Origin of the sequence: Pseudomonas sp. BC42 (assembly GCF_021560055.1) — a bacterium.
In the GTDB taxonomy this organism is placed as follows: Bacteria; Pseudomonadota; Gammaproteobacteria; order Pseudomonadales; family Pseudomonadaceae; genus Aquipseudomonas.
The window spans coordinates 2,430,935-2,452,826 of the sequence record NZ_CP091067.1 but is presented as its reverse complement, the minus strand read 5'-3'; the positions used below and the strand labels follow the sequence as shown (position 1 = coordinate 2,452,826).

Here is a 21,892-nt window from a genome sequence, read left to right as displayed (position 1 = left end):
TCAAGGGGAATGGATAGCACCCAACTGGAAGGGGCACGCTACCCCGCAGCCCTTGTCGACTGGGCCGGCCATCACTCGGGGGGAGTGAAGCGGCTTTTAGACAACGAAAGCGGTCAGCCTAACAAACTATTACTAAGGACGAGCCTTCTAGCCCGACTACAAACCTGGACCGAACTGCTTTCAAGCGATAGCACCAATATCCCAAGGATTATCCTTCTGGTTGGTGGACCAGGGAATGGAAAAACGGAAGCAATCGAGTCCACTATCCACTGGCTAGATACGAACCTAGGCTGTGAGGGACGGCTCATTGAAGAGTTGTCAAAAGCGTTCCATCCATTTGCTGGTTTCAAAGTCCCACGGATAGTAAGCGTCGATGCTGGAAGCCTTTCGAGATTCGATAGTAGTCTGAGCTTGGATATAGTTCAGGACGCCACTTCGACAGCTGGCCACGAGGGAAGCACTGCACCTGCACTCCTTATCGAAGAGCTCAGCAGTCTTCTGGAAGGACCACCATCTCAAGCTTATCTATGCTGCGTTAACCGGGGAGTCCTTGATGATGCATTGATCCATGCTATCGACAATAATCTGGAAAAACCGCGCGCCATCCTCGAAGCTATTACGAGGGCTGTAAGCCTGGCGTACGATGCCCCTTCCTGCTGGCCACTCGAAGGTTTCCCATCGATTGCAGTCTGGCCAATGGATGCAGAGTCCCTACTAGTCAAGCCTGACGATGAGACTTCGGCGCCAGCGGAAATCCTCATCGGCCAAGCCACTGCATCCGAAATGTGGCCCGTAAAGGGAGCATGTCCAGCGGGCGAAAAATGCCCCTTCTGTACCAGCCAACTCATCTTAGCTAGAGACGAGCACCGAACTGCGCTACTAAAGATTCTACGCTGGTATGAGTTAGCCAGCGGCAAGCGTTGGAGCTTCCGTGACCTTTTCTCCCTTACCTCGTACTTGTTGGCTGGTCACCACCCTGTAGTTCATGACTCAGCAAGGCAAACGCACCAATCAACACCTTGCCAATGGGCCGAGAACCTCGTCGAGCTTGACCAAAAAGCAGCAGGCACAAGAAAGCACAACCGGCAAACTCTCACTGCGATTTTCCACCTAGCAACGTCAAGCTACCAACATGCACTGTTCCATCGTTGGGACAAGGATGCAGCGACCTCGCTCCGCCGTGATCTCAAGGACCTAGGGCTCGAGAAGGAGCTAGATGCCGAAGCAGGGCGAACCCTAATGGGGCTTGTGCATTTTCTCGCAGAGAGAAAGACACATTACCTACCGGCTACAATTGCGCCATTGCTGGAAGGCCTCGTCGATACATTAGACCCAGCATTCGCAAGTCCCGACAGCCAGGTCGCCGTAAGCAGCCAAAGCATGATTAGCCTCAGCGACCTCGACATTCGCTTTAGTCGCTCCCTCGCCGGCGGAATAGAGTTCATACGCAAATATAAGGTGTTATCGCGAAACGAGATTGAGTTACTCAAGCGACTTTCCAATGCAGACGAAATGCTTTCTATGCCAATTGTCCGACGAAGGAGACCCGTCGCAGCGAGTCGTGTTCAACATTTACTTCGCGACTTTGCTTGCCGCCTAGTCCGCAGAAGTATTTGTACCCGAACGGCAGTAGTTGCAGACTTCAAGATCCTGCAAGCTTTTCAGCTGGTCGTCGAAGAGAATGACAAGCACCAGCTTTACGAGGTTGTACAGCAAGTGAAGGGCCTGCTAAATACCGGTCAGGAATTCGAGGTATCGCTAACCACCACATTCGGTCAACCACTTCCACCCAAGCAACGTCAGGCGACATTGGTTGTGCCGCTACGCCAGGTCAGGATGCTGCCCCAGAACACTCCAGGACGACCTCGCCCCCCAATCTGCTACCTCGGGGTCGGCCATATGCAATCGGCGCAACCAATCCCTCTTACCTATGACTTGTTCAAGGCAGTGAAGGAGCTAGAGAGGGGGCTATCCCCTGCCTCTCTCCCTCGCACGGTCTTAGCCCTATTAGATACAACAAAAGCTCGACTTTCTGGTTCCATTGTCCGGGATGAGGAACTTCTCGAGCATGCCAAAATTCGTATCGGGTCAGACGGCACTGTAGTAGCTCGCTCTTGGGATGGTTTAGTCGCGAGCAAGGAGGATGTCGTATGAGCCTTATGGAATTCAAGCAAGCACCCTGGCGCTTCTCCAATGGCATTTATCAGAAGTCGGCTTTAGCTATGAGTCCTGCGCCGGAATACGCAAGCTCAGAGGTCCTGCTGGCCTCGCTCTACCGGACAATTGGCTTTGAATCAGCAAGCGAAGGCAGCGTACCACAGGCGGGACGTGATCTAGATAAACGCATACAGAAGCTTCGAGAAAAGAGCCAACTGCCGCCAAGTGGAGCGGTGATCGGCGTGGATGCCTGGCATACCGTGCTTCACGGGATATTGGAGAGCCCAAAACTCCCTAACCAATCCTCTAAGCGCTTTGTGCAGGTTACTCCTCTCGTACCAGGAGCAGCGATCTTCTCCGGCTCCGCTCGTCTAAGTAGCAACTCCTGGCCTGCCGGCAGCTTGATACGCCGCATGGTCTGCCTGGGTTCAAAGGATCAGGAATCAGCGCAGCGCCTTTGGAAACATCTCTTTGACTCTCTGAGTGTCAATGATCAAGACGACTTCTTCGCCCGCTGGCTTGAGCAGGAGACATCGTCGTGGAATCAAGGCGCAGGCACATGGTCTCTAGCGCGGATTCCAGAAGAGGAAGCGGCAACACTGACGGCGTCCGACTTTCAGGAAATTCACTTCCTGCCAGCAAGACGGTTTGCCAAGGACCTGCAAGCCATCATGCAGGCGAAAGACTCCATGACTCGTCGGCAATGGACTAGCTTATTAGAGGCGGTGTTGCGTCTAGGAGCAGTCTCCCATGTGACATGGTTATGCGACGTCCACGCAAGGATTTGGAGCTGTCTCTCCGCAGCACTTACCGAAGGCTCAGCGCCTAACGAGCAAGAGATAAGGATCGCCATTTTCCCTGAGGCTCCGCAATACATGGCTTACGGAGGAAAGGCCCTTCAAGGTATCAAGGACAAGGTTTCCAGCTACCTGAACGCCAGGCTGGGAATCAATACGCTGCTTTGGTCACTCAAGCAAATAGGAACGCCCTACGAGGGCGACTTCTCCTCAAGTAAAGGAATTGCCGCACTTTGCCAGCATATCCAAAACCATAGAAATGCCCTCGTTCGTGCAGGGACTCTCGAAACCATTATCGATGTGCGCGAGCAAGAAGCTCGCGCGTTGCTATGCAGGAAAGGCATCGGCTCGAACCTGCTGGAGTTCGCGAGGCACGCGCTAGGGCAACGTCAGACTGCAGTCCCGTTGCTCAGGGGGTATGACCAGGGATATATCCTCAAGAAGAAAGGAAGCAGTCCATCCAGTCCATGGATCGTATCCCTTGGACCTGTAGCTGTGTTGGCTCTAGTCCACTGCGCCCTCGCCGGTATGGGCGGGCCTCGCTCTATCCATAGACTAGGACTACATCTCGAAGCCTACGGCGTTACCGTAGATAAACACGAAATAGCCAGGAATGACTTGGGGCACCAACTAAGGATGCTCGGTCTTGTGCTCGATAGCCCAGATGCCGAGAGCGGCATGCTGCTATTGCCACCGTTCCACACGAGCCAAGTCCTTCAGGAATACGAACATGAATAAACTCGCAAACTGGCTCGCATCAATTGTCCGTGAAAAAGCTTTGGGTGCAACACAGGGGCTTAGCGGCAAGAAATTTGAGTATCGACTGATTTTCCGTGGCCCTCCCCTCGAGATTCTTGAGCAAGTTTACGAGGAGCTCGCTCGTGATGGGGGAATCCAAGTCATGCTTGGAATAGACGGCAGTATGGTGACTCTACCAGTGCTGCTCCAGTATCCCCCTGACCAGATGAATAGCCATAAGCTTCGTATCGGGGAGTCTGGTAAATGCGATAACGACCATTTGCTGGATGTACGAAATGATCCAAATAATTCCAGCTTCGTAGCCCTAGTTCCTGCAGGCCAGCACAACAACCTTTCGATCGAGTCTTCAAGTGACGTATTCGGCATGAGTGCCGATCTCGAAAAATGGTGGGATGACGGTTTCGTGCAGCAATCGGTAAATGAGGCGTTACTAGTCGCAGGAATCGTAGATCTCCAGAGAGACGATGCGAAGCAATTAATCCGTGCAGCAGCTAGTTCCATCGACGAAGTGGATCCAGAACACGCCAATCACGCAGCTTCATGGCGCATGCTATCTCGCATATTTTCGATAGACGCCACACAACTAAATCTTTCATCTGGAAATGCGCTTGCCCTGGCATGCGGTCTCCCCCCAACGGTGGACAGTGGGATCTCGTCGAAGGCACAGCTCTCTGTCATAGCTAAAATTGCAGATGAGCTCGCTGATGGATTCAAGACTGGTATCGAACGCCTAGCACACGGCGCCACTGACGACATCGCTCAAGCTCTTCGAGAATTGCTCCACCACCTTCAAGCAAATTGCGACGTCCCTACTGCCTTTGAACGTGCGACCCAGGCTTTTTATTTGCCGGGTAAAGCCCTAGAACTAACCTCTCCACCCCGTTGGTGGACGCTGCTAACTATAGAGCAATGGACTGACCTGCTTGCCGAAGAGCCCGATGAAGTCATCGGAGAGATCAGCATTCGATGCACAAATAGTATTATTCCTGCAACCAAGGGCTTGCCTGCGATCGTGCGTGACAAGGTGGGGCTCGCCATCACTACAAGCGATAGCGGTCAACCAGAAGAGTTTCTACTTACGGGGGGCTCCTATGGTAAGGCGCCAACCCCGTTACAAGCATCCTCTAGCGGATTTAATGAATACACAGATCTTCTCCCTCCCGCACACAAGACCCCCTTAACTTATAAGGTCACCTCTACGGGGTGCAAGCCTGCAAGCGTCCGGGTCATTTCCTTAATGAACTGGAAGCCAGGGATACTGGTAACCTGTAGGCTAGCGACAAAACTATCACCTCCCAAGAAACCCAGTAAAAAGACTGCTGCGATGGACTGGGAGACATCCCTTTCGCTGCCTGGTTCAGGACGATATGAACTGCGTCTCCACTTATCGCCAGGAGCAACCATTGGCAACGTGGAGGGTATGCCAGACGATGCTACTGAACTAGAAGGACAGCAACAGTCCATCGACGCACGCCTCGTTGGAGAGGACGAATATCTAGTAGAAGTTGAGGCCGACGGTAAGTATCAACTAGATATAGCCTTCAACCTCTTGGGCGAGGTCTCCCCTCAGGCCTGCAGAGTTTACCTCGCTTGCGATGAAGCAAAGGAGGAAGGCTGCCGGAGCGAGTTCGAGCGCCTAATCAAGCTAAACCGCCGACATCTTGAAAAATTCGACACAAAGGCCGTCGTCCATCTGGACCGGAACGCGCGTGCTTCAAGCCTGCAGTCCTGGATACTTGAGGAGCAGAACGTAGCCAAATCGTTCAGACCCCTAGTGATAGCAGATGATTACGTATCTAGTTGGGTTCCACCCAATTGGAATACCGCTAATGGCCCCATTCTCTCGCAAGGCCGCTTCCTGCATGACCCGCGCCCCAATATCCTGAGCTTCCAGCCACCAAAAGGATTCGTGGAAACTCGCGAAGAGATTGCAAAATACATTCGAGGCGATGACCAGTCGGGACTCATCGAGTCTGCGACACTAGGAGCCTGGCTCTCAGAGGATACTGAGTTTCGCGCACTCGTCGAAACCTATCTCGATGCTTACATGTATTGGCTCGACACCGATCCGGACATTGCTTGTTGGGTAGACACCGTTGCGGTCTGCGCGCTAGAACTAGATGGACGAACCCTGAGTAGAACTCCAGACGCCATCATCCTTTCCCCCCTTCATCCATTGCGACTTGCATGGCATTGTCTTGCCCAAAAAGTCCTACGGGATGAGGTGGAAGGCGATTCAGCCTTACCTTGTCCAGCGGCAAGTATTCTTGACCCAGATTGTGTTCCCGACCTTTTGAGCATCTCTCTACAGTCCCCAAGCGGCGTAGAGCAAATAAACTTTCTGTCCGTCGAATGTAGCTCCGACTATTGGTCCGTTCTCTGGAATGGCTCTCGTCTCGGACAGTTACCAGCCCGCACCCGCCGCCCCCCATTCGACAACACCTTCGGCCTAACTGTCGGTGGTATCTCAAGTGGATTCAGCCCAGCTCAGGTTTCGCGTGCACTCGACGATGTAACCAACCTTCTTGCAGCAAAGCCCATTATCAGTCTAGTGGTGTCTAGCGCAGGTGGTACCACTGATGCCTGCAACGAGGGTTTGACCAACTGGTGTACAAAGCGGTTCGGTAACGGAGGCGCGAACACACCGATGCAGAGCGTGGGTGCGAAGATTTTGGAAGTTTTCGATACTAGGCTTTCAGGGAGGCCTGACCAGGCCACGATCGCCAACCTCTCCGAGGACACCGATAACCACGTCCGCTGGTATGACAAACAACCTTTAGGCTCGACGCCGGACCTAGGCATCATTGCACAATTGGATTCGGCAGAACCTGGATCCAAGGATGTAGGCATGCTCTCACCGATGGGCGTTGGCGGCCTAATCAGGCACAGGGTCAGGCGTCAGCTTCAAGGCTCTTTCCTAAGTGAATCTCGTCAAGGCCTGCAGATGCCTCCTTCTGGCGAACCATTCGCTGACAAGGTGTCAGCATGCATGCTTATGGTTGAAAGAATGAGGGACAATAAAGTAGGCCTGCAGTTCTCACCTAGCGTACATGCAGTGTCAGACATGCTTAAGGAAAATAGCGCCGGTTACGTTGCAGTCTCGTCTTCTGCAATTGACCCTGCTTGTTTTTTGGCCGGATGGATCGAAGGCACCTATCTATGGGACTACGACCTCCCCTCGTACTCCCATCGCGCCGGAGATACCAGTGGCTACTATCTCTTGTCACAAGTCAAACAAGCCGATCGTGATGCTTTACGCCGTGTACTGAAGCCTCTCCCAGGATGCGACAACTTAGATGACTCCAAGGTCGAGCAGCTTCTTCTCGAGGTCGCTAAGAGAGGAATCCCCACTGTACGCGGCCTCTCTGGGGACGATACAGGTGCTACAGGTGACCTTGGCCTCTTCCTAGCGGCCCGACTCCTTCAAGACCAGTTCCGCATTAAAGGAAATCTGGACAGCTTGTTACCAGTTCTTGCGGGGTCGTCAGAGGAATCTACAATCGCATTAATCGTTCCCGTCGACCCATTCAGAGGCTATCTTGCCGACCTCGCACGCTCCCTCGGCAAAGAGCGCAAAGAGACCTCGCTTTCACGGCCCGACCTGCTTGTCGTCGGCGTGCGAATCAGTATCGACAAAGTCCATCTACATCTGACGCCTATAGAGGTCAAGTGCCGCCAAGGAAGCGTGTTCGGAGCCACGGACGCCATCGAAGCTCTTTCACAGGCCAGAGCACTCTCAAAGCTTTTACAAGCAATCGAGGAACGCGCCAGTAAATCTATGGCATGGAGCCTTGCCTACCAGCACCTACTACTTTCTATGATTGGCTTTGGCTTACGAGTCTACAGTCAGCATCAAGCATTAGAGGGACAGGCTATCCGCTGGGCGGGTTACCACGAGCGAATCGCCGCAGCGATCCTCGACCCGGACTCGAGACCTAGCCTAGATTTAAGAGGGCGACTTATCGTCGTCGACGATTCAAACCTAAGTGGCCCGCACGATCGTGATGGAGACAATTTCGAAGAGACGATTGTCATTTCAAGCAAGGATGCAGGTCGTATCGTAGTTGACTATGACTCACAGTCCTTCTACGACGCCGTGCGTGCCAAGGTGGGTGATTGGGGACTATTGCCTCCCCTGCTGCCCCAGACTACCAGCTTGCCTTCTTTCGGCAGCTCCGCAACGAAAAGCGAACATTCGCTAGAACCGTCGATAATTCCAAACAACCTACCAGTAGTTCAATTAATCGACGATGGTACATCCTCCAGCAATTCAAATGGAGAGGTCGCACCGTCCTCAACACCTGACGAGTTAGGCGCTGGCATAATCCTTTCCGTAGGCAAAACAGTTGATGGTTTCGAACCAAGACAGTTAAGCCTGAACATTTCTGATACTCGACTCAATCAGTTAAACATTGGTGTGGCAGGTGACCTCGGTACAGGTAAGACCCAATTCCTCAAGTCGCTTATCCTACAGATATCCAGATCCAGCGACGCAAACCGTGGGATCAAGCCACGCTTTTTGATCTTTGATTATAAGAGCGACTTTAGTAGCTCGGATTTCGTAGAGGCCACCGGGGCAAAGGTGGTAAAACCCTATCACCTCCCCTTGAACCTCTTCGACACCACTGGAATGGGGGAATCTTCAGCACCATGGTTGGATCGCTTCAGGTTTTTCGCAGATGTCCTAGACAAGGTTTACTCGGGCATAGGTCCTGTGCAGCGGGACAAACTCAAAGCAGCTGTCCGTAACGCTTACGAGGCTGCTAATGCTCAAGATCGCCAGCCTACGATCTACGACATCCACGCAGAGTACAGAGAAATACTTGGCGAGAAGTCGGACGCACCAATGGCGATCATTGACGATCTGGTGGACATGGCGGTGTTTGCAAAGACCAAAGGTGAAACAAAACCTTTCGACGAATTCTTCGATGGTGTTGTGGTGATATCCCTTAGTTCCATGGGACAAGACGATCGCAGCAAGAACATGCTCGTCGCCATCTTGCTAAACATGTTTTACGAGAACATGCTCAGGGTACCCAAGCGAGCGTTTACGGGCACCGACCCGCAGCTCAGGGCAATCGACTCCTACCTATTGGTGGACGAAGCCGACAATATCATGCGTTATGAATTCGACGTTCTACGCAAGCTTTTGCTACAAGGCCGAGAGTTTGGCACTGGCGTGATATTAGCATCGCAGTTCCTTAGGCACTTTAAGGTCGGTGCAACCGACTACAGGGAACCACTACTGTCCTGGTTCATCCACAAGGTACCAAATATCACGCCTGCCGAACTGGGAGTCCTAGGTTTTACATCGGATCTTGCTGAACTTTCAGAGCATGTGAAGACCTTACCTAACCATCACTGCCTATATAAGTCTTTCGATGTTTCAGGAGAGGTAATTCGCGGCCTACCTTTCTACGAACTGGTTAAGGAGGGAGATGAAAGCCCGGTCTAGGAGCTCTCGATCTGGAGGTCGGATATGACCGACTTCCTCTCTCCTAAAGAAAGGTCAGAGAGGATGGCCCGAATTAAGGGGAGTAACACTCGCCCAGAAATAGCACTGCGCAGAGTGTTGCATGGGCTCGGCATGCGCTACCGTCTGAATGGGGCTGGCTTGCCCGGCAAGCCTGACCTTGTATTTCCAAGGTATAAGGCCGTGGTTTTCGTTCACGGATGCTTCTGGCACCGGCATTCCAACTGTAGCATTGCCACAACACCGAAAAGTAATACAGCATTTTGGGTGGAGAAATTCGAGAAAAATGTCGCCCGGGATAATCGGGTGACATCTCTTCTAAAGGCATCAGGATGGAAAGTATTCATCGTTTGGGAATGTGAAGTTGGGTCCATAAAAAAAGCAAGAGCCACTGGGGAGAGGCTTGAAAAATCAATAAGATCCGAATAAAAAATGATTAGAAAACAGCAAAAATCTTAAAAACAAAAACCTCTACCGCCTCTGACTTTAACTTAAAACCACCAGATAAAAATTACTATCCTTCAACCTGAAATAATACTTTCTTTAATCGCAATTAAGTCTTTTAGACGCTCACCGAACACCCTCCGATCAACAGAATAGTGGGCACATCGATGACAATTCGGACAAAGTGCAGCAACATTCGAAGGTAGATCTAGCCCTTCATCGGCAAGCCGAGTGAGATGATGCACTTCAAGAAACCCGCTTCCATCAGGAAGCTTAAATGGAGCGTAGGATCCACAAGCTTCACACTGCCCATTTGATCTACGCGATGCATATAGGTGAACGGCAGCACTCCTAGACCTATACTCTTTCAAGCTTATCCGAGATCCGGAGCTTCGGAAGACTAAACTCATTAATCGACACTGCATCTCCCGCAAATCAGTGAACTCATCTAGATCCAGATTACTTTGCTTACTACAACAACCCAAGACTTCATCACTAATAGGTAACAGACGGAAGCGCCATAGTTTATCTCCCTGACGACCACCATCAATTGGTACGAAACTATCAACATCTAAGACATTGAACTGCCCACGATAAGAAAACAACTTTCCGTAGGTACCTCGAGCGGCCACCTTCTTCGCGGTTGGTTCTCTTGTAGTGAAAAGCAAAACTGAAAACCTCCCTGAAGAGAGCTTGGAGTTAGCAGCATTATTTAGAGATTGATCGCCAGTGCGTCCTTGGCCAAAATACCACCAAGTACCGTCCGAGAGTTGCTCGTCTGAGTAACCAGCCTTCTTCCCACTTCTGCCTCCCGATGTACATATAAGGCACCCTGATTCTTTATCTCCCCAAAGGACACCTGACTGCGCTTGCCTGCTACCCAAGAACTCAAGAAGGCTAGATCTTTCATATTCCTGGCCGATGACAAACGGGGACATTTTCACTCCAGCGCTGATACTTTTATAAAAATAACATAGCAAAATTATCATTCACTATGGCATGTAACAAGTCATCCCCCTAAACACACTCAATTAAACCATATACAGTAAAAGCACAACAACCTAATCCAGCCCCACCAATCACACACGAACCAAAATTACCGCCATAACAGGAGAGACACATTAAAAAATCGACCCAAATCGCTTTTAAAAGATAGCTGCCTTTATTTTAACTTTGCCAACTCCCCAGGCTCAAACCCATGAGCATTAAGGTGCCAGTCGAAATATTTCTGACTCTTCGTCGCCCACTCCTTTACCTCTCTTCCAACCACACTTTTCACATAACTCGCCGTTGCAGCAGTCATCTCCCGAGAAGGGTGTTTGATCACCTTGCCGTCCTTGACGGAGAGATAACCATGCTCGAACAAAGGATCGCAACCGAGTCGGCACATAGGAACAGCGACATTCTTGATATCAAGCTTTTCCTTCTGACTGCAGACCGAGCGTTTTTTAATATGTGCAGCAACTAGTAGATGGCGGGGATACTCATTAAGGCAAATACAGCAACGGCCAGTGAGTTTGCCCTGGAATAAGTGGCGAACGATGTATTTGTGCTCAAGACGCGTAGGTCTGTTGGCCATTCCGTCTGTTGATTGATCCTCGATATCCTTTTGCGCCTCTTCAAGGCTCACTTCGTTATCGGCGTAGTCGTGATCGAGACTGGGAAAGCGCTCCAGGATCGCGGCGCTTTGAGCGGCATCGTAACGATAGAAAGACCTGTCATGTCGACTGTTGATATGCGCCTGAATAGCTTTGAAACGGATAGCCTGGTGGCGTACGTCGGTGACGAAGTAGATATTCTCCCAGGTGCTTTCATTTTCTTTATCCGCCCAGCCCCAGAGCTTCAACGCCAGATCGCGGTTGTGAGTTCGATGGGTAAAGCAGGCACTAACAGTAATGACCGTCTTGGTATTGAAGATCACCGTGTCTCCTGGCTCTGCGGCGAGCCAGGTATTTCTGGTTCGAGGCGAAGCAAGTCCCCAGATAAACAATTTGCCATCCGGGAAGGCTGCGAGGAGTTCAGCTTGCAGTTCAGGCTCAAGTAAATCTGCAATTTCGCTGAACAGCACAGGGTTAAGGATCGTGGTCTGCAGGTTCTTGCGTGCGACATCATCCGAGCAGGGCTGGTAAATCACTCGAGCCGTCATTCGCCCCTCCTCGAATATTTGACGGCGTTCCCCTTGGCCTCTGCTACTGGGTACTTCTCTGCGTTGAGCTGCAACTTCGCCTGCGCAATGGCTCCAAGATCGACATTGAGTCGATCAGCGAGCCGTACCAGATACAACAGCACATCGGCCATTTCCTCTTCGATAGCCTGCAAAGCTTCGCTCGATAGGGCGTTGAACTCGCTTTGCTCGGGAGTCAGCCACTGGAAACGCTCAAGGAGTTCTCCGGCTTCACCGGACAAGGCCATGGCCAGGTTCTTGGGGGTGTGGAATTGGTCCCAGTCACGTTCAGCAGCGAAGGTGGCTAGTTCCGTCTGCAGAGATTTCAAGACGTCCATGAGAGGAAAATCGCGTGTATAGCTGTAGGAAGTGTGACGGTAGCTTGTAAGGATTTTCCTGTCCATATTCGGTCAGTGACGGCCCCCTTGTAGGGACCGCTACTAATGTCATGGCTGCTTTGGACGTTCTTTTTTGAGATCGATAGAGCTTAGGCAGCCGCCTTCGCTGGCAAGCCAGCTCCTACACGGGCTGGCGTCAACCGATGACTACGCGGTGTCAGCGAACGTTGCGATACAACATCAACCGCGCCCCCTCATGCATCCCCCGCGTCAACTCCAGCAACCGTTCAAACTCCTGCGGATGCTCCTGCGCCACATCCTCCCGCGGGGTGCTCGACGCCAAATCATGCAAGGTCGCGCCACTGCCGTCATGCTGCATCTGCAACAAAAAGTCCTTGGTCACGCCGCCAATCACCGGAAAGGTCCCCTCCCTCAATACCAGCGGCACCACCCGCTCCCCCTCCGGCGCTGGCTGTTGAATATCCCGCCCCATGGCGCCATTGGTGAAGGGCATCCCGGCCATGCCGGCCACGGTGGGCAGCAGGTCGGCGAGGCCGACGGCTTCTTCGATCACTCTGGGCTGCAACATCCCTGGCGCATGAATCAGCAGCGGTACGTTGTTGCTTTCCAGCCCTAGCTGTTCAAACGCGGGAGCCATGTGGGGGATCTGGCTGATGCGGGTGTTGTGGTCGCCGAAGAACACGAAAATCGTGTTGTCGTAGTAGCCCCCCGCCTTGGCGATGTCCATTAGCCGGCCGATGTTGAAGTCCAGGAGGCGCACGGCGTTGTATTGCGCAAGGCTGCGGGAACCGGCGGCCTGGACTTGTTCCAGGGGCAGGTCCTGGGCTTGGAAGCCATCGTTGTCCTTGGGAATGGTAAACGGGCGGTGGTTGCCGGAGGTTTGCAGGTAGGCGAAGAAGGGTTGGTCCTGGGGGATGGCGCGCAGCAGGCGGTCGCTTTCCTTGAACAGGTCGAGGTCGGAGATGCCCCAGACGTCCACCAGGGGCGATTGCCAGTGGCTTTCGTCGTACAGGCGTACGTTGTCGATGCTTTGGCGGATCAGGCCGTTGATGTTGGCCCAGCCGGCGTTGCCGCCGATCAGGTAGAGCTTGTGGTAGTCGCTGAAGGCGTTGATCAGGCTGTGTTGGCGGGTGATCAGCGGCTGGCGGGTGGCGGTCTCTTGGCGGGTGACGTCGGGCACGCCGGTGATGCTGGCCCACACGGTCTTGGCGGTGCCGGTGACCGGGACGTAGAAGTGTTTGAAGAACCAGCTCTGGCGGGCCAGGCGGTCGAGGTTGGGGGTGGGGTTGAGCGGGTTGCCGTAGGCACCCACGGCGCTGGTGCCGAGGGATTCGAGCATGACGAAGATGACGTTGGGCGGCCGGGGGCGGTCGATGCGGTACGGCTGCACGCCTTGTTGGCGGGTGAAATTCAGGCGCTGCGGGTCCGGATGGTCGACGCCGAGGTAGCGGGCCAGGGCCGGGTAGTGTTGGCGCACTTGGGCTTCGTCGTACTGGGCCTGGCCGGCCTTGAGGGTGTCGTAAAAGAACAGCACGGGGTTCAGGCCCAGGGCGGCGATCTGGCTGTTGCCGGAGAAGTAGGCATCGCTCCAGCGCAGGGGCACGGGGTTTTCCAGGTTAAGGTTTTCCACCCGGCCCAGCAGGGCGAGGAACACGGCGGCAACGCCCAGGGCACTGACGCTGGCCAGGGACCAGCGGCCCAGGGGTTGCGCCGGGCGGTCGAGGGTCAGGCGTTCCAGGCGCAGCAAGGCGTAGCAGCACAGGGCCAGAGCGCTGCCCCAGGCGAGGACGATCCACAGCACCGGGTAGCTTTCCCAGAGCATTTGCCGGGAGATCTGTGCGTCGTCCAGGTAGCGCAGCACGGTGGCGTTGATGCGCACGCCGAGGTAGGCGTAGTGGCCGAAGTCGATGATGTACATCAGCCCTACCCCGCCCAGCACCAGCAGCAGGTAGGCCCGGGCCAGCCAGCGCAGGGCCGGCAGGCGCAGCAGGTTCCAGCGCGGCAGCCAGGCCAGCAGGGCCAGGGGCAGCAGTAGCAGCAGGGTCAGGCGCAGGTCGAAGCGCAGGCCGATACCGAGGGTCTGGAGGATGGCCTCGCGCTGGTCGGCGGCGCTCAGGTCCACCCCGGAAAAACCCACGGCGAACAGCAGCCGCAGCAGTGCCAACAAGCCGAATACCAGCCCGATTGCGCCCACGCCGTAGCGCAGGCGGCGTGATTGCAACCCGCCCATCATTGACCTCTGTGTGGTGTTGTCGAAGGCCGCGGCGCGGCCGGTTGGTTTACCCGGCAAGGGGCTGCCCGCGGCTGCGCTGGGTGACGCGGCGCCACAGCCACAGCAGCAGACCGCCGCTGCCGGCGACCAGGCAGTAGCCCGCCAGCAGCGGGTCCAGCAGGTAGTCCCAGTAGTTTTCCGAAGGCTTGAGACGCAGGGCGAAGGCCAGGGTCCCGGCCGCCAGCATCAGCCCCCCCAGCAGGTTGCGCTGCCACAGCAGCACCAGCGCCGCCAGGCCCATCAGCACGATCATCGGCCGTGGGTTGTAGCCCCAGCGGTAGGGATCGAGGTAGGTCAGGCCCAGGGTTGCGGGGTACAGGCTCAGGGTCAGGCCGATAAACAGCAGCAGGACCTGCGCCCGGTGTTTGGCTGGCAAGGGCGCAATCACCCCCAAGTGCCGCAGGCTGACCCAGCCCAGCAGCACCAGGGTGCTGATGGCCAGATCATCGGTGAAGCTGCGCACATAGGCCGCCAGCGGCAGTTGGTTCAGTGGGATGAAGCTGACCAGGGCCAGCACGGGCAGCAGCCAGGGGCGCCAGGGCGCGGTCAGGCGCAGGCTGCCAAGCAGCACGAAACCCAGGAGGATAAAACTCAGGTGGGCTTGCCACAGGGACAGCATCACAGGCGCTCCGCCAGCCACGCCGCGTTGAAGCTGACGTGCTTGATAAAGGTGTTGTTCCAGGAATAGACCAGGTGGTACAGGCCGTCCGCCCCGCGGCTGAAGTAGGGGTATTCGTACTCGAAGTCGCAGCCCTGGGGCTTGCACACCCGGTAGTCGAGGTTGCTCAAGAAGCGCTGTTCCAGGGGCAGGCGTCGGGCGCCGCTGGAAGCGCGGAAGCCTTCACCGATGATGTCCTTGTAGGCCTCGTGGGAAAACGGCTGCCCCAAAGGGTCGGGGGACTGGTCCAGTTCCACCAGGGGGCGCCATTGGCTGAGGCCGGCGTCGGTGCCGTACAGGCTGAGTCTGAAGCGCCCGTCCTGCAGGTCGTTGAGGGCCACCAGCAGGCCCTGGTCGTCGGTGCCCACTGCCGCCAGGGAGGAGTTGGGGTTGGACGGTTGCAGTGGATAGGGCTCGCTCCAGGTCTGCCCGGCGTCTTCGGTGCGGCTGGCCAGGACCTTGTGATGGGTGTCGCCGGCGTAGCGCAGCATGGCCACGGCGCGGCGTTCGTCCAGGGGCACGATGGTCGGTTGCAGGGAGTGCTTGCCGCGGCTGATGCGGAATTTGTCGATCACCGCGCCGTCGGCGCTCAGGTACAGGTACTCGGCGAACTTGCCCATGAACTCGTGGTACACCGGCAGGCCGATGGCGCCGTCGGCATGGAACACCGGCGCGGCGCGCACCAGGGTGCTGATGTTGAAGAACGGCGAGGTCACCAACTGCCGCGGCGCCGACCAGCTGCGCCCCAGGTCGTCGGAAACCATCAGGTTGATGGCGCTGGTGGCCCAACCGCCCACCGACACCGAAACGTAGAACATCCACAGGCGCTGATCCGGGCCCAGGGCGATCACCGGGTTGCCGAGCTTGCGGATGTAGCGCCCGGTGCCGTCACGGGTCGATTCGCGGGTGGCCAGCACCTGCTCGGCACCCCACTCGCCGCTCTGGGCGTCAAAGCGTGCGCTGCGCACTTGCACATCGGCGGCGCCTTCCCGGGAGCCGGCGAACCACACGGCCATCAGGTCGCCGCCGGGCAAGGCGGTCACCGAGGACGAATGCACGAAGTCATCCAGGTCCGAGGAGACGAAGCGGCTGGTGTATTGCGGCGTGCTGCTGGCCGTGGCCGCGTCGCTGTTCACGGCCGCCTGGGCGAACGGCGCCAGTTGGTGAGGCGGATGGCTGCGCCAGGCGGCGATAAAGACGGCGGCCAAGAGCAGACTGCTGCAGATGAAGCTCAGGCGAAAGGACAGCGCACGCATAAAGGAGCCCGTGGCAAGTGCCGGTTGGGAACAAGGGAAAACGTCAGCGCCGCTCAGGACCCGGCAAGGGTCGGCGGCGGCCGGTGAGCATCGACAACGGCAGGTTGTCGCGCACCTGCAGGCTTTCAAAAATCGCCGCGCACACATGCAGCAGCACCAGGCCCAGCAGCACATCGGCGCTGGTTTCGTGCACTTGCAGCGGCCAGTCGGCGCCCCACAGGGCATCGACCTCCTCCATCAAGAAACCGCTGACGCCGATCAGCACCAGGGCCAGCAGCATCAGCAGCATCACCAAAGCCCCGAGGGGTGAATGCCCCAAGCGGTGCTCGGGGCGCCCGGCCCACAGCGAGCGCAGATGCCGCGCCAGCCGGGCCCGGGTCGGCCAGAAGTCGGACCAGCGCGCACTGCGCGGCCCGACAAATCCCCAGACTGTGCGCAGCAGCAGCCAGGCCATGGCGTAGTAGCCCAGCCAGACGTGCCAGTCGTCACCGGCTTCATTGAAGAAGTAGTTGCCGATAAAGACCCCGGCGATGGACAGGTGAAACAGTCGCACCAGCGGGTCCCACAGCCGCAGGGACGCGTGCGGCATCAGCCTTTGATCTCGGTCTTCACCGCCTTGCCGGTCACCGGGTCGTGGTAGATCTCGACCTTGCGCTGGTCCTTGTCGAAGCCGTAGATCTCGTAGCAATTGCCGTCGGTGACCTTGAACTTGCTGATCTGGTAGCCCTGGGCCTTGAGCTGGTCCTGGAAGGCTTGCGGGTCTTGCCATTGCGAGCGTTCGGCGGTGGTGCATTGCGGGCCGGCGATGGCCAGGGGGCTGGCGAGAACCAGGGACAGCAGCAGGACTTTGCGCATAGAGAAACGCTCCGGTAATGGGGGAGATTGCACTGTGCAAAACCAAGCTTAGTGAAAGCTTAGTTGGCAACGCGCGGTAACATTTTCCCCGCCTAAAACCCCTGCCGGCAGCCCCTGGCCGGCGTCATCATGCGCCCCTTCCCTGCCCCCCGCCCAACCGAGAACACCCCATGCGCCTGCTGCTTGTCGAAGATGATCGTGCCCTCGGCCAGGGCATCCGCGTGGCCCTGAGCGCCGAAGGCTACACCCTGGACTGGCTGCAGGATGGCGCCAGCGCCCTGCATGCCCTGCGCACGGAAAGCTTCGACCTGTTGCTGCTGGACCTGGGCCTGCCGCGACTCGACGGCCTGGAATTGCTCCAGCAATTGCGCGCCGCCCGCCAGGACCTGCCGGTGCTGATTCTCACCGCCCGCGACGGCACCGCCGAGCGCATCGCCGGGCTGGATGCCGGGGCCGACGACTACCTGGTCAAGCCCTTCGATGTCGAGGAATTCAAGGCCCGGGTCCGCGCCCTGCTGCGCCGCAGCCAGGGTCGTGCCCAGCCGCTGCTGGAGCACGCCGGTATCTGCCTCGATCCGGCCAACCAGCAGGTGCACTACCAGGACGCCGAGGTGGTGCTCACCCCCATGGAATACCAGTTGCTGCATCAGCTGATGGTGCGCCCGGGCAAAGTGGTGACCCGCGAACGCCTGTCCCGGGCGCTGTACGGCTGGCAGGACCGGGTCGAGAGCAACACCCTGGAAGTGCTGATCCACAACCTGCGCAAGAAGCTCTGCAGCGAGCTGATCCGCACCGTGCGCGGCGTCGGTTATGTGCTGGAGCTCAAGCCATGAACTCGGTGCGCACGCGGATTCTGCTGCCGGTCCTGGTCCTGGTGCTGCTGGGGGATTTGCTGATCAGCTGGCTGGTGCTGCGCGACAGCCACCATGAAATCGAAGAGGTCTACGACGCCCAGCTGGCCCAGAGCGCGCGGCTGCTGCAAGGGGTGCTGCGCCAGCGCGACCCGGCTCAACAGACGGACGCGGCGGACTGGGAACGCCTGCACCAGGCCTTCGACCAGGCCATGAGTCGGGTCGGCGTGGACGGCGCCGCCCACCCCTATGAAACCCGCCTGACCTTCCAGGTCTGGCGCGACGACGGCCAGTTGCTGATGCGCTCCGCCGAGGCCCCGCTGCTGGACGCGCCGCCCACCACCCTGGGGGCCCACGACATCCTGGAAAACGGCAAGGACTGGTGCGCCTTTCTCTTGGCCGACCCGCAGCAGGGCCTGCTGATCTGGGTGGGCGAACGGGACGACATTCGCCAGGACCTGATCCAGCGCATCGTGCGCCATACCCTGTGGCCGACCCTGATCGGCGTGCCGCTGCTGGCGCTGCTGATCTGGCTGACCATCGGCTGGGGCCTGGCGCCGCTGCGGGCCATGGCCCGGGCCATTCGCGGGCGCAGCAGCGACACCTTGCAGCCGCTCGGGCTCAAGCCCCTGCCCCAGGACCTGGAACCGATGCAGACCGCCCTCAACCAGTTACTGGCGCAGATCGACAGCCTGCTGGAACGCGAGCGGCGCTTTATCGCCGACGCCGCCCATGAACTGCGCACGCCCCTGGCGATCCTGCGGATTCATGCGCAGAACGCCCAGAGCGCCGGCAGCCCGGAACAGCGCCGGGAGGCCCTGGACTTTCTGGTCAACGGCGTCGACCGCGCCACCCGCATCGCCAGCCAGTTGCTGACCATGGCCCGCATCGAGCCACAGCTGAACAGCCCGCGCCTGAGCCGGGTCGATCTCAGCGCCCTGGTGCGCGAAGAGCTGGCGGAACTGACGCCCCTGGCCCTGGAGAAAGAGGTCGAACTGGTGCTGGAAGGCGAAGAAGGCTGGCAGATCGACACTGACCCGGTGGCCCTGGCCATTGCCCTGCAGAACCTGGTGACCAACGCCCTGAACTTTGCCCCGGCGGGCAGCGAGGTGCGGGTCGGCCTGCGGCCCCAGGCCGATGGCGCGATGCACCTGTGCGTGGAAGACGCAGGACCGGGTATCGACGAAAAGGATCGCGGACGTTTGCTGGAGCGTTTCTACAGCCAGGGCAACGCCCATGGCGCCGGGCTGGGGCTGGCGATTGTGCAGATGATCGTCAGCAAGATCGGTGGCCGTCTGGAATTACGCAATCGGCCTGAGGGCGGGCTGTGTGCGTTGTTGCGGCTGGGGCCGGTGCTTTAGTCGGCGGCGCAGAGGGACTATTCTGTGCGCCGCTCGGGAATGGGGGTGGTCTGGCGGGCGTCTTCGCTGGCAAGCCAGCTCCTACACAGGCAGGCACCATCCCTCGTAAGAGCGGGCTTGCCAGCGAAGGCGATCTCGCGCCCCCCTCTCCAGCCACATGCAATGACAATCAGGGAGATACCCATGGCCATGCCGGAACGGCTGAAACCAACACCACCGACGCCGAAAACAAATGCGTTGATGAAGGACCTGCTGGAGCAGATCCTCGACCGGATCTGGGACAACCAGGGCCGGGAAAGCCCCGAGATCAGTGCGCTGATCCAGCAGTGGAACAGCCACGCCGGCCGGCCTTTCGAGTTCCACGAGTTTCTCGTGATGCACAGCCATACCAGCGCGGAGAACTTTCTGCGCACTGCCTTTCATCAAGAGCGCTACGTTGACGACCTGAGCTTCGACGAAGCGTGTGCCCTGGCGGGTTTCATCTGTCAATGCGAGGGCACGGAGTCTGATATGGACTACGCCTTGAGCCTGCTGGAAACCAACTTCCCCGAGGCCAATGCCTCGGACCTGATCTTCTGGCCCAACGAGTGGTTTGGCGAGCCGGACATGTTGCAGGTGGACATGACTGCGCCGCAGATCATCGGCTATCTGATGCGCAAATCCTCGCGGCAGTTGCCGGACGCCCCGCCAATCGACTTGCCCTACCCCATGCCTGTAAACCCTTAGCGGCGACGGAGACGGTCGCCGCTAAGGGCGGAGGATTGCCCAGCCATCAGAAACCGGCCCGGTGAAGTCTCACCGGGGTATCGCAGCGTCTGGTTTAGCGAGCGCTTTGCGCCCGTGCGCAGCCTGCGGCAGCGGCTACAGGGTTGCGTGAGCGCCGCACTCAGCAGCGTCCCCCTGCCCTCAAAGGTTGCGCACCACATTCAGCGCCGCGCTGCTCTGCGCCACGGGCATGATTTCGATGGAGTTGATGTTCAGATGCTCCGGCTGCTGGGCGATCCAGCACACGGTGTTGGCGATGTCCTCGGGGCGGATGGCTTCAACATCCTTGTACAAGGCGTGCACCGCTTCCATGTCGCCGTTAAGCCGCACCACCGAGAAGTCGGTGCCGGAACACAGGCCCGGTTCGATGTTGGTCACCCGTACCCGGGTGCCGGCCAGGTCCGCGCGCAGGTTCAGGCTGAACTGTTTGACGAAGGCCTTGCTGGCGCCATAGACGTTGCCGCCCGGATAGGGATAGGTGCCGGCAATCGAGCCGATGTTGATGATCAGCCCGCTGTTGGCCTCGACCATGCGGGGCAGGACGCGCTGGGTAATCAGCGCCAGGCCGGTGATGTTGGTGGCGATCATGCGCTCCCAGTTCTGCGCGCTGCTTTGCTGGGCACGTTCGATGCCCAGCGCCAGCCCGGCGTTGTTGACCAGCAGATCGATGGCCAGGGACGCCTCATGGATCTGTTCCACCGCCCGTTCCAGGGAGGTCTTGTCGGTGACATCCAGCTCCAGGGCGATGAAGTTCTCACCCAGCTCCTGCTCCAGGCGCTGGAGCTTGTCCATGCGCCGCGCGCCACCGATCACGCGATAGCCTTCGGCGATCAGTCGGCGACAGATCGCTTGGCCAAAGCCGGCCGAGGCGCCGGTCACAAATGCGGTTTTCATGGGTTTCTCCTTTGTCTGGCGATCAGGCCAGGTATTTCACGCCGAGGCTGGCGAACAGACACATCATCGAGAGCACCAGCACCTTGCGCACCACGTCGTTGCCCTTGCGAATGGCCAGGGCACTGCCCAGGTGGTTGCCCAAAATGTTGCAGGCCACCAATGGCAGGGCCAGCAGGTAGATCACCTTGCCGGCCATGATGAACGCCACCAGGGCGCCGATGTTGGACGCGAAGTTGAAGGTCTTGGAGTTGGCCGAGCTGGAGACCAGATCCATTTTCAGCAGGTAGTGAAAGGCGATGATGAACATGCTGCCGGTGCCCGGGCCGAAGAAGCCGTCATAGAAGCCGATGACCAGGCAGGTCAGGGGCACCACGGTAAACAGCATGGCATCGGACAGCACGTGCTCCTGCACGGGCCGGTCCTTGGGGGTGAGGAAAATCAGGATGCCGAAGGGGATCAACGCCAGGATGATCTTGCCCACGGTTTCCTGCGAGATCGACACAATCAGGTGCGCCCCCAGGTAGGCACCGAGCAGGGAAAACGGCACGCCGACCAGCGCCACTTTCCAGACCATCTTGCTGTTGACCAGAAAGTTTCTGATCGCCGCCAGGGTGCCCAGGGTGCTGACCAGCTTTTCCTGGCCCAGCGCCACCTGCGGCGGCAGGCCCACCAGCAGGAATCCCGGTACCAGGAACAGCCCGCCCCCGCCGGCAATGCTGTCGACAAAGCCGGCGACGAAAGCAATGGCGCCCAGCAGCAGAATCGCCAATACCCAGTGTTCAGCCCAATAGGCTCCTAACAGTTCCATAGCGTTACCCCACGAAGAA

The 21,892-nt window shown here is 57.6% G+C and carries 17 protein-coding genes; 7 read left to right on the top strand and 10 right to left on the bottom strand.

The annotated features are described in order from the left end of the window. Positions 1-9 precede the first annotated feature (9 nt). Genes L1O02_RS11395 through vsr form a run of 4 tightly spaced genes read left to right on the top strand, consistent with a single transcriptional unit; the run spans position 10 to position 9,615 of the window. Positions 10-2,154, top strand: a complete 2,145-nt coding sequence (locus L1O02_RS11395) for a hypothetical protein (protein ID WP_235759869.1) — start codon at positions 10-12, stop codon at positions 2,152-2,154. Continuing rightward, a complete protein-coding gene (locus tag L1O02_RS11390) occupies positions 2,151-3,692 on the top strand; it encodes a hypothetical protein (RefSeq protein WP_235759868.1) in 1,542 nt (513 codons plus the stop codon). The genes L1O02_RS11395 and L1O02_RS11390 overlap by 4 nt, the downstream gene beginning before the upstream one ends. Further along, on the top strand, positions 3,685-9,168 hold the full coding sequence (locus L1O02_RS11385; RefSeq protein ID WP_235759867.1) for an ATP-binding protein: 5,484 nt from the start codon (positions 3,685-3,687) through the stop codon (positions 9,166-9,168). Before L1O02_RS11390 ends, L1O02_RS11385 begins: the two co-directional genes overlap by 8 nt. A gap of 24 nt (positions 9,169-9,192) precedes the next feature. Continuing rightward, the gene (gene vsr, locus L1O02_RS11380; RefSeq protein WP_235759866.1) at positions 9,193-9,615 is read left to right on the top strand and encodes a DNA mismatch endonuclease Vsr; all 423 of its coding nucleotides are present in this window, start codon (positions 9,193-9,195) and stop codon (positions 9,613-9,615) included. 92 nt (positions 9,616-9,707) lie between these two features. Here vsr and L1O02_RS11375 read toward each other — a convergent pair whose 3' ends face one another. From L1O02_RS11375 to L1O02_RS11340, 8 genes are all read right to left on the bottom strand, one after another. Next, on the bottom strand, positions 9,708-10,568 hold the full coding sequence (locus L1O02_RS11375) for an HNH endonuclease signature motif containing protein (RefSeq protein ID WP_235759865.1): 861 nt from the start codon (positions 10,566-10,568) through the stop codon (positions 9,708-9,710). A gap of 224 nt (positions 10,569-10,792) precedes the next feature. Then, complete coding sequence (locus tag L1O02_RS11370) at positions 10,793-11,776, bottom strand: hypothetical protein (protein WP_235759864.1); 984 nt, start codon at positions 11,774-11,776, stop codon at positions 10,793-10,795. Further along, complete coding sequence (locus L1O02_RS11365; protein WP_060841984.1) at positions 11,773-12,132, bottom strand: nucleotide pyrophosphohydrolase; 360 nt, start codon at positions 12,130-12,132, stop codon at positions 11,773-11,775. The genes L1O02_RS11370 and L1O02_RS11365 overlap by 4 nt, the downstream gene beginning before the upstream one ends. A 217-nt stretch (positions 12,133-12,349) precedes the next feature. Beyond that, entirely contained in the window at positions 12,350-14,383 is a 2,034-nt protein-coding gene (locus L1O02_RS11360; RefSeq protein WP_235759863.1) for an LTA synthase family protein, read from the bottom strand. A gap of 49 nt (positions 14,384-14,432) precedes the next feature. Further along, on the bottom strand, positions 14,433-15,044 hold the full coding sequence (locus L1O02_RS11355) for a hypothetical protein (RefSeq protein ID WP_235759862.1): 612 nt from the start codon (positions 15,042-15,044) through the stop codon (positions 14,433-14,435). Further along, positions 15,044-16,339, bottom strand: a complete 1,296-nt coding sequence (locus L1O02_RS11350; protein ID WP_235759861.1) for a sialidase family protein — start codon at positions 16,337-16,339, stop codon at positions 15,044-15,046. Before L1O02_RS11350 ends, L1O02_RS11355 begins: the two co-directional genes overlap by 1 nt. A gap of 43 nt (positions 16,340-16,382) precedes the next feature. Then, positions 16,383-16,928: a cytochrome b/b6 domain-containing protein gene (locus L1O02_RS11345; protein ID WP_108545734.1), complete on the bottom strand. Its 546-nt coding sequence runs from the start codon at positions 16,926-16,928 to the stop codon at positions 16,383-16,385. Next, a complete protein-coding gene (locus L1O02_RS11340; RefSeq protein WP_060840094.1) occupies positions 16,928-17,194 on the bottom strand; it encodes a PepSY domain-containing protein in 267 nt (88 codons plus the stop codon). Before L1O02_RS11340 ends, L1O02_RS11345 begins: the two co-directional genes overlap by 1 nt. A 170-nt stretch (positions 17,195-17,364) precedes the next feature. On the opposite strand from L1O02_RS11340, the gene L1O02_RS11335 reads away from it, so the two are divergent. From L1O02_RS11335 to L1O02_RS11325, 3 genes are all read left to right on the top strand, one after another. Beyond that, the gene (locus L1O02_RS11335; protein WP_060840095.1) at positions 17,365-18,027 is read left to right on the top strand and encodes a response regulator; all 663 of its coding nucleotides are present in this window, start codon (positions 17,365-17,367) and stop codon (positions 18,025-18,027) included. Then, positions 18,024-19,406 (top strand): ATP-binding protein, encoded by a 1,383-nt coding sequence (locus L1O02_RS11330; protein WP_235759860.1) that lies wholly within the window; start codon positions 18,024-18,026, stop codon positions 19,404-19,406. Before L1O02_RS11335 ends, L1O02_RS11330 begins: the two co-directional genes overlap by 4 nt. Positions 19,407-19,589: 183 nt before the next feature. Beyond that, complete coding sequence (locus tag L1O02_RS11325; RefSeq protein ID WP_235759859.1) at positions 19,590-20,132, top strand: hypothetical protein; 543 nt, start codon at positions 19,590-19,592, stop codon at positions 20,130-20,132. Between the two features lie 180 nt (positions 20,133-20,312). On the opposite strand, the gene L1O02_RS11320 is transcribed toward L1O02_RS11325, so the two are convergent. Together L1O02_RS11320 and L1O02_RS11315 are read right to left on the bottom strand one after the other, a co-directional pair. Further along, positions 20,313-21,065, bottom strand: coding sequence for an SDR family NAD(P)-dependent oxidoreductase (locus L1O02_RS11320; protein ID WP_060840098.1), 753 nt, complete (start codon positions 21,063-21,065; stop codon positions 20,313-20,315). Between the two features lie 22 nt (positions 21,066-21,087). Further along, the gene (locus L1O02_RS11315) at positions 21,088-21,873 is read right to left on the bottom strand and encodes a TSUP family transporter (RefSeq protein WP_047305291.1); all 786 of its coding nucleotides are present in this window, start codon (positions 21,871-21,873) and stop codon (positions 21,088-21,090) included. Between the last annotated feature and the right edge of the window lie 19 nt (positions 21,874-21,892).

Bases quoted from the DNA above. Each gene is read 5' to 3' on its own strand.
- L1O02_RS11395 (WP_235759869.1), top strand. From the start codon at position 10: ATGGATAGCACCCAACTGGAAGGGGCACGCTACCCCGCAGCCCTTGTC.
- L1O02_RS11390 (WP_235759868.1), top strand. From the start codon at position 2,151: ATGAGCCTTATGGAATTCAAGCAAGCACCCTGGCGCTTCTCCAATGGC.
- L1O02_RS11385 (WP_235759867.1), top strand. From the start codon at position 3,685: ATGAATAAACTCGCAAACTGGCTCGCATCAATTGTCCGTGAAAAAGCT.
- vsr (WP_235759866.1), top strand. From the start codon at position 9,193: ATGACCGACTTCCTCTCTCCTAAAGAAAGGTCAGAGAGGATGGCCCGA.
- L1O02_RS11375 (WP_235759865.1), bottom strand. From the start codon at position 10,568: ATGTCCCCGTTTGTCATCGGCCAGGAATATGAAAGATCTAGCCTTCTT.
- L1O02_RS11370 (WP_235759864.1), bottom strand. From the start codon at position 11,776: ATGACGGCTCGAGTGATTTACCAGCCCTGCTCGGATGATGTCGCACGC.
- L1O02_RS11365 (WP_060841984.1), bottom strand. From the start codon at position 12,132: ATGGACGTCTTGAAATCTCTGCAGACGGAACTAGCCACCTTCGCTGCT.
- L1O02_RS11360 (WP_235759863.1), bottom strand. From the start codon at position 14,383: ATGGGCGGGTTGCAATCACGCCGCCTGCGCTACGGCGTGGGCGCAATC.
- L1O02_RS11355 (WP_235759862.1), bottom strand. From the start codon at position 15,044: ATGCTGTCCCTGTGGCAAGCCCACCTGAGTTTTATCCTCCTGGGTTTC.
- L1O02_RS11350 (WP_235759861.1), bottom strand. From the start codon at position 16,339: ATGCGTGCGCTGTCCTTTCGCCTGAGCTTCATCTGCAGCAGTCTGCTC.
- L1O02_RS11345 (WP_108545734.1), bottom strand. From the start codon at position 16,928: ATGCCGCACGCGTCCCTGCGGCTGTGGGACCCGCTGGTGCGACTGTTT.
- L1O02_RS11340 (WP_060840094.1), bottom strand. From the start codon at position 17,194: ATGCGCAAAGTCCTGCTGCTGTCCCTGGTTCTCGCCAGCCCCCTGGCC.
- L1O02_RS11335 (WP_060840095.1), top strand. From the start codon at position 17,365: ATGCGCCTGCTGCTTGTCGAAGATGATCGTGCCCTCGGCCAGGGCATC.
- L1O02_RS11330 (WP_235759860.1), top strand. From the start codon at position 18,024: ATGAACTCGGTGCGCACGCGGATTCTGCTGCCGGTCCTGGTCCTGGTG.
- L1O02_RS11325 (WP_235759859.1), top strand. From the start codon at position 19,590: ATGGCCATGCCGGAACGGCTGAAACCAACACCACCGACGCCGAAAACA.
- L1O02_RS11320 (WP_060840098.1), bottom strand. From the start codon at position 21,065: ATGAAAACCGCATTTGTGACCGGCGCCTCGGCCGGCTTTGGCCAAGCG.
- L1O02_RS11315 (WP_047305291.1), bottom strand. From the start codon at position 21,873: ATGGAACTGTTAGGAGCCTATTGGGCTGAACACTGGGTATTGGCGATT.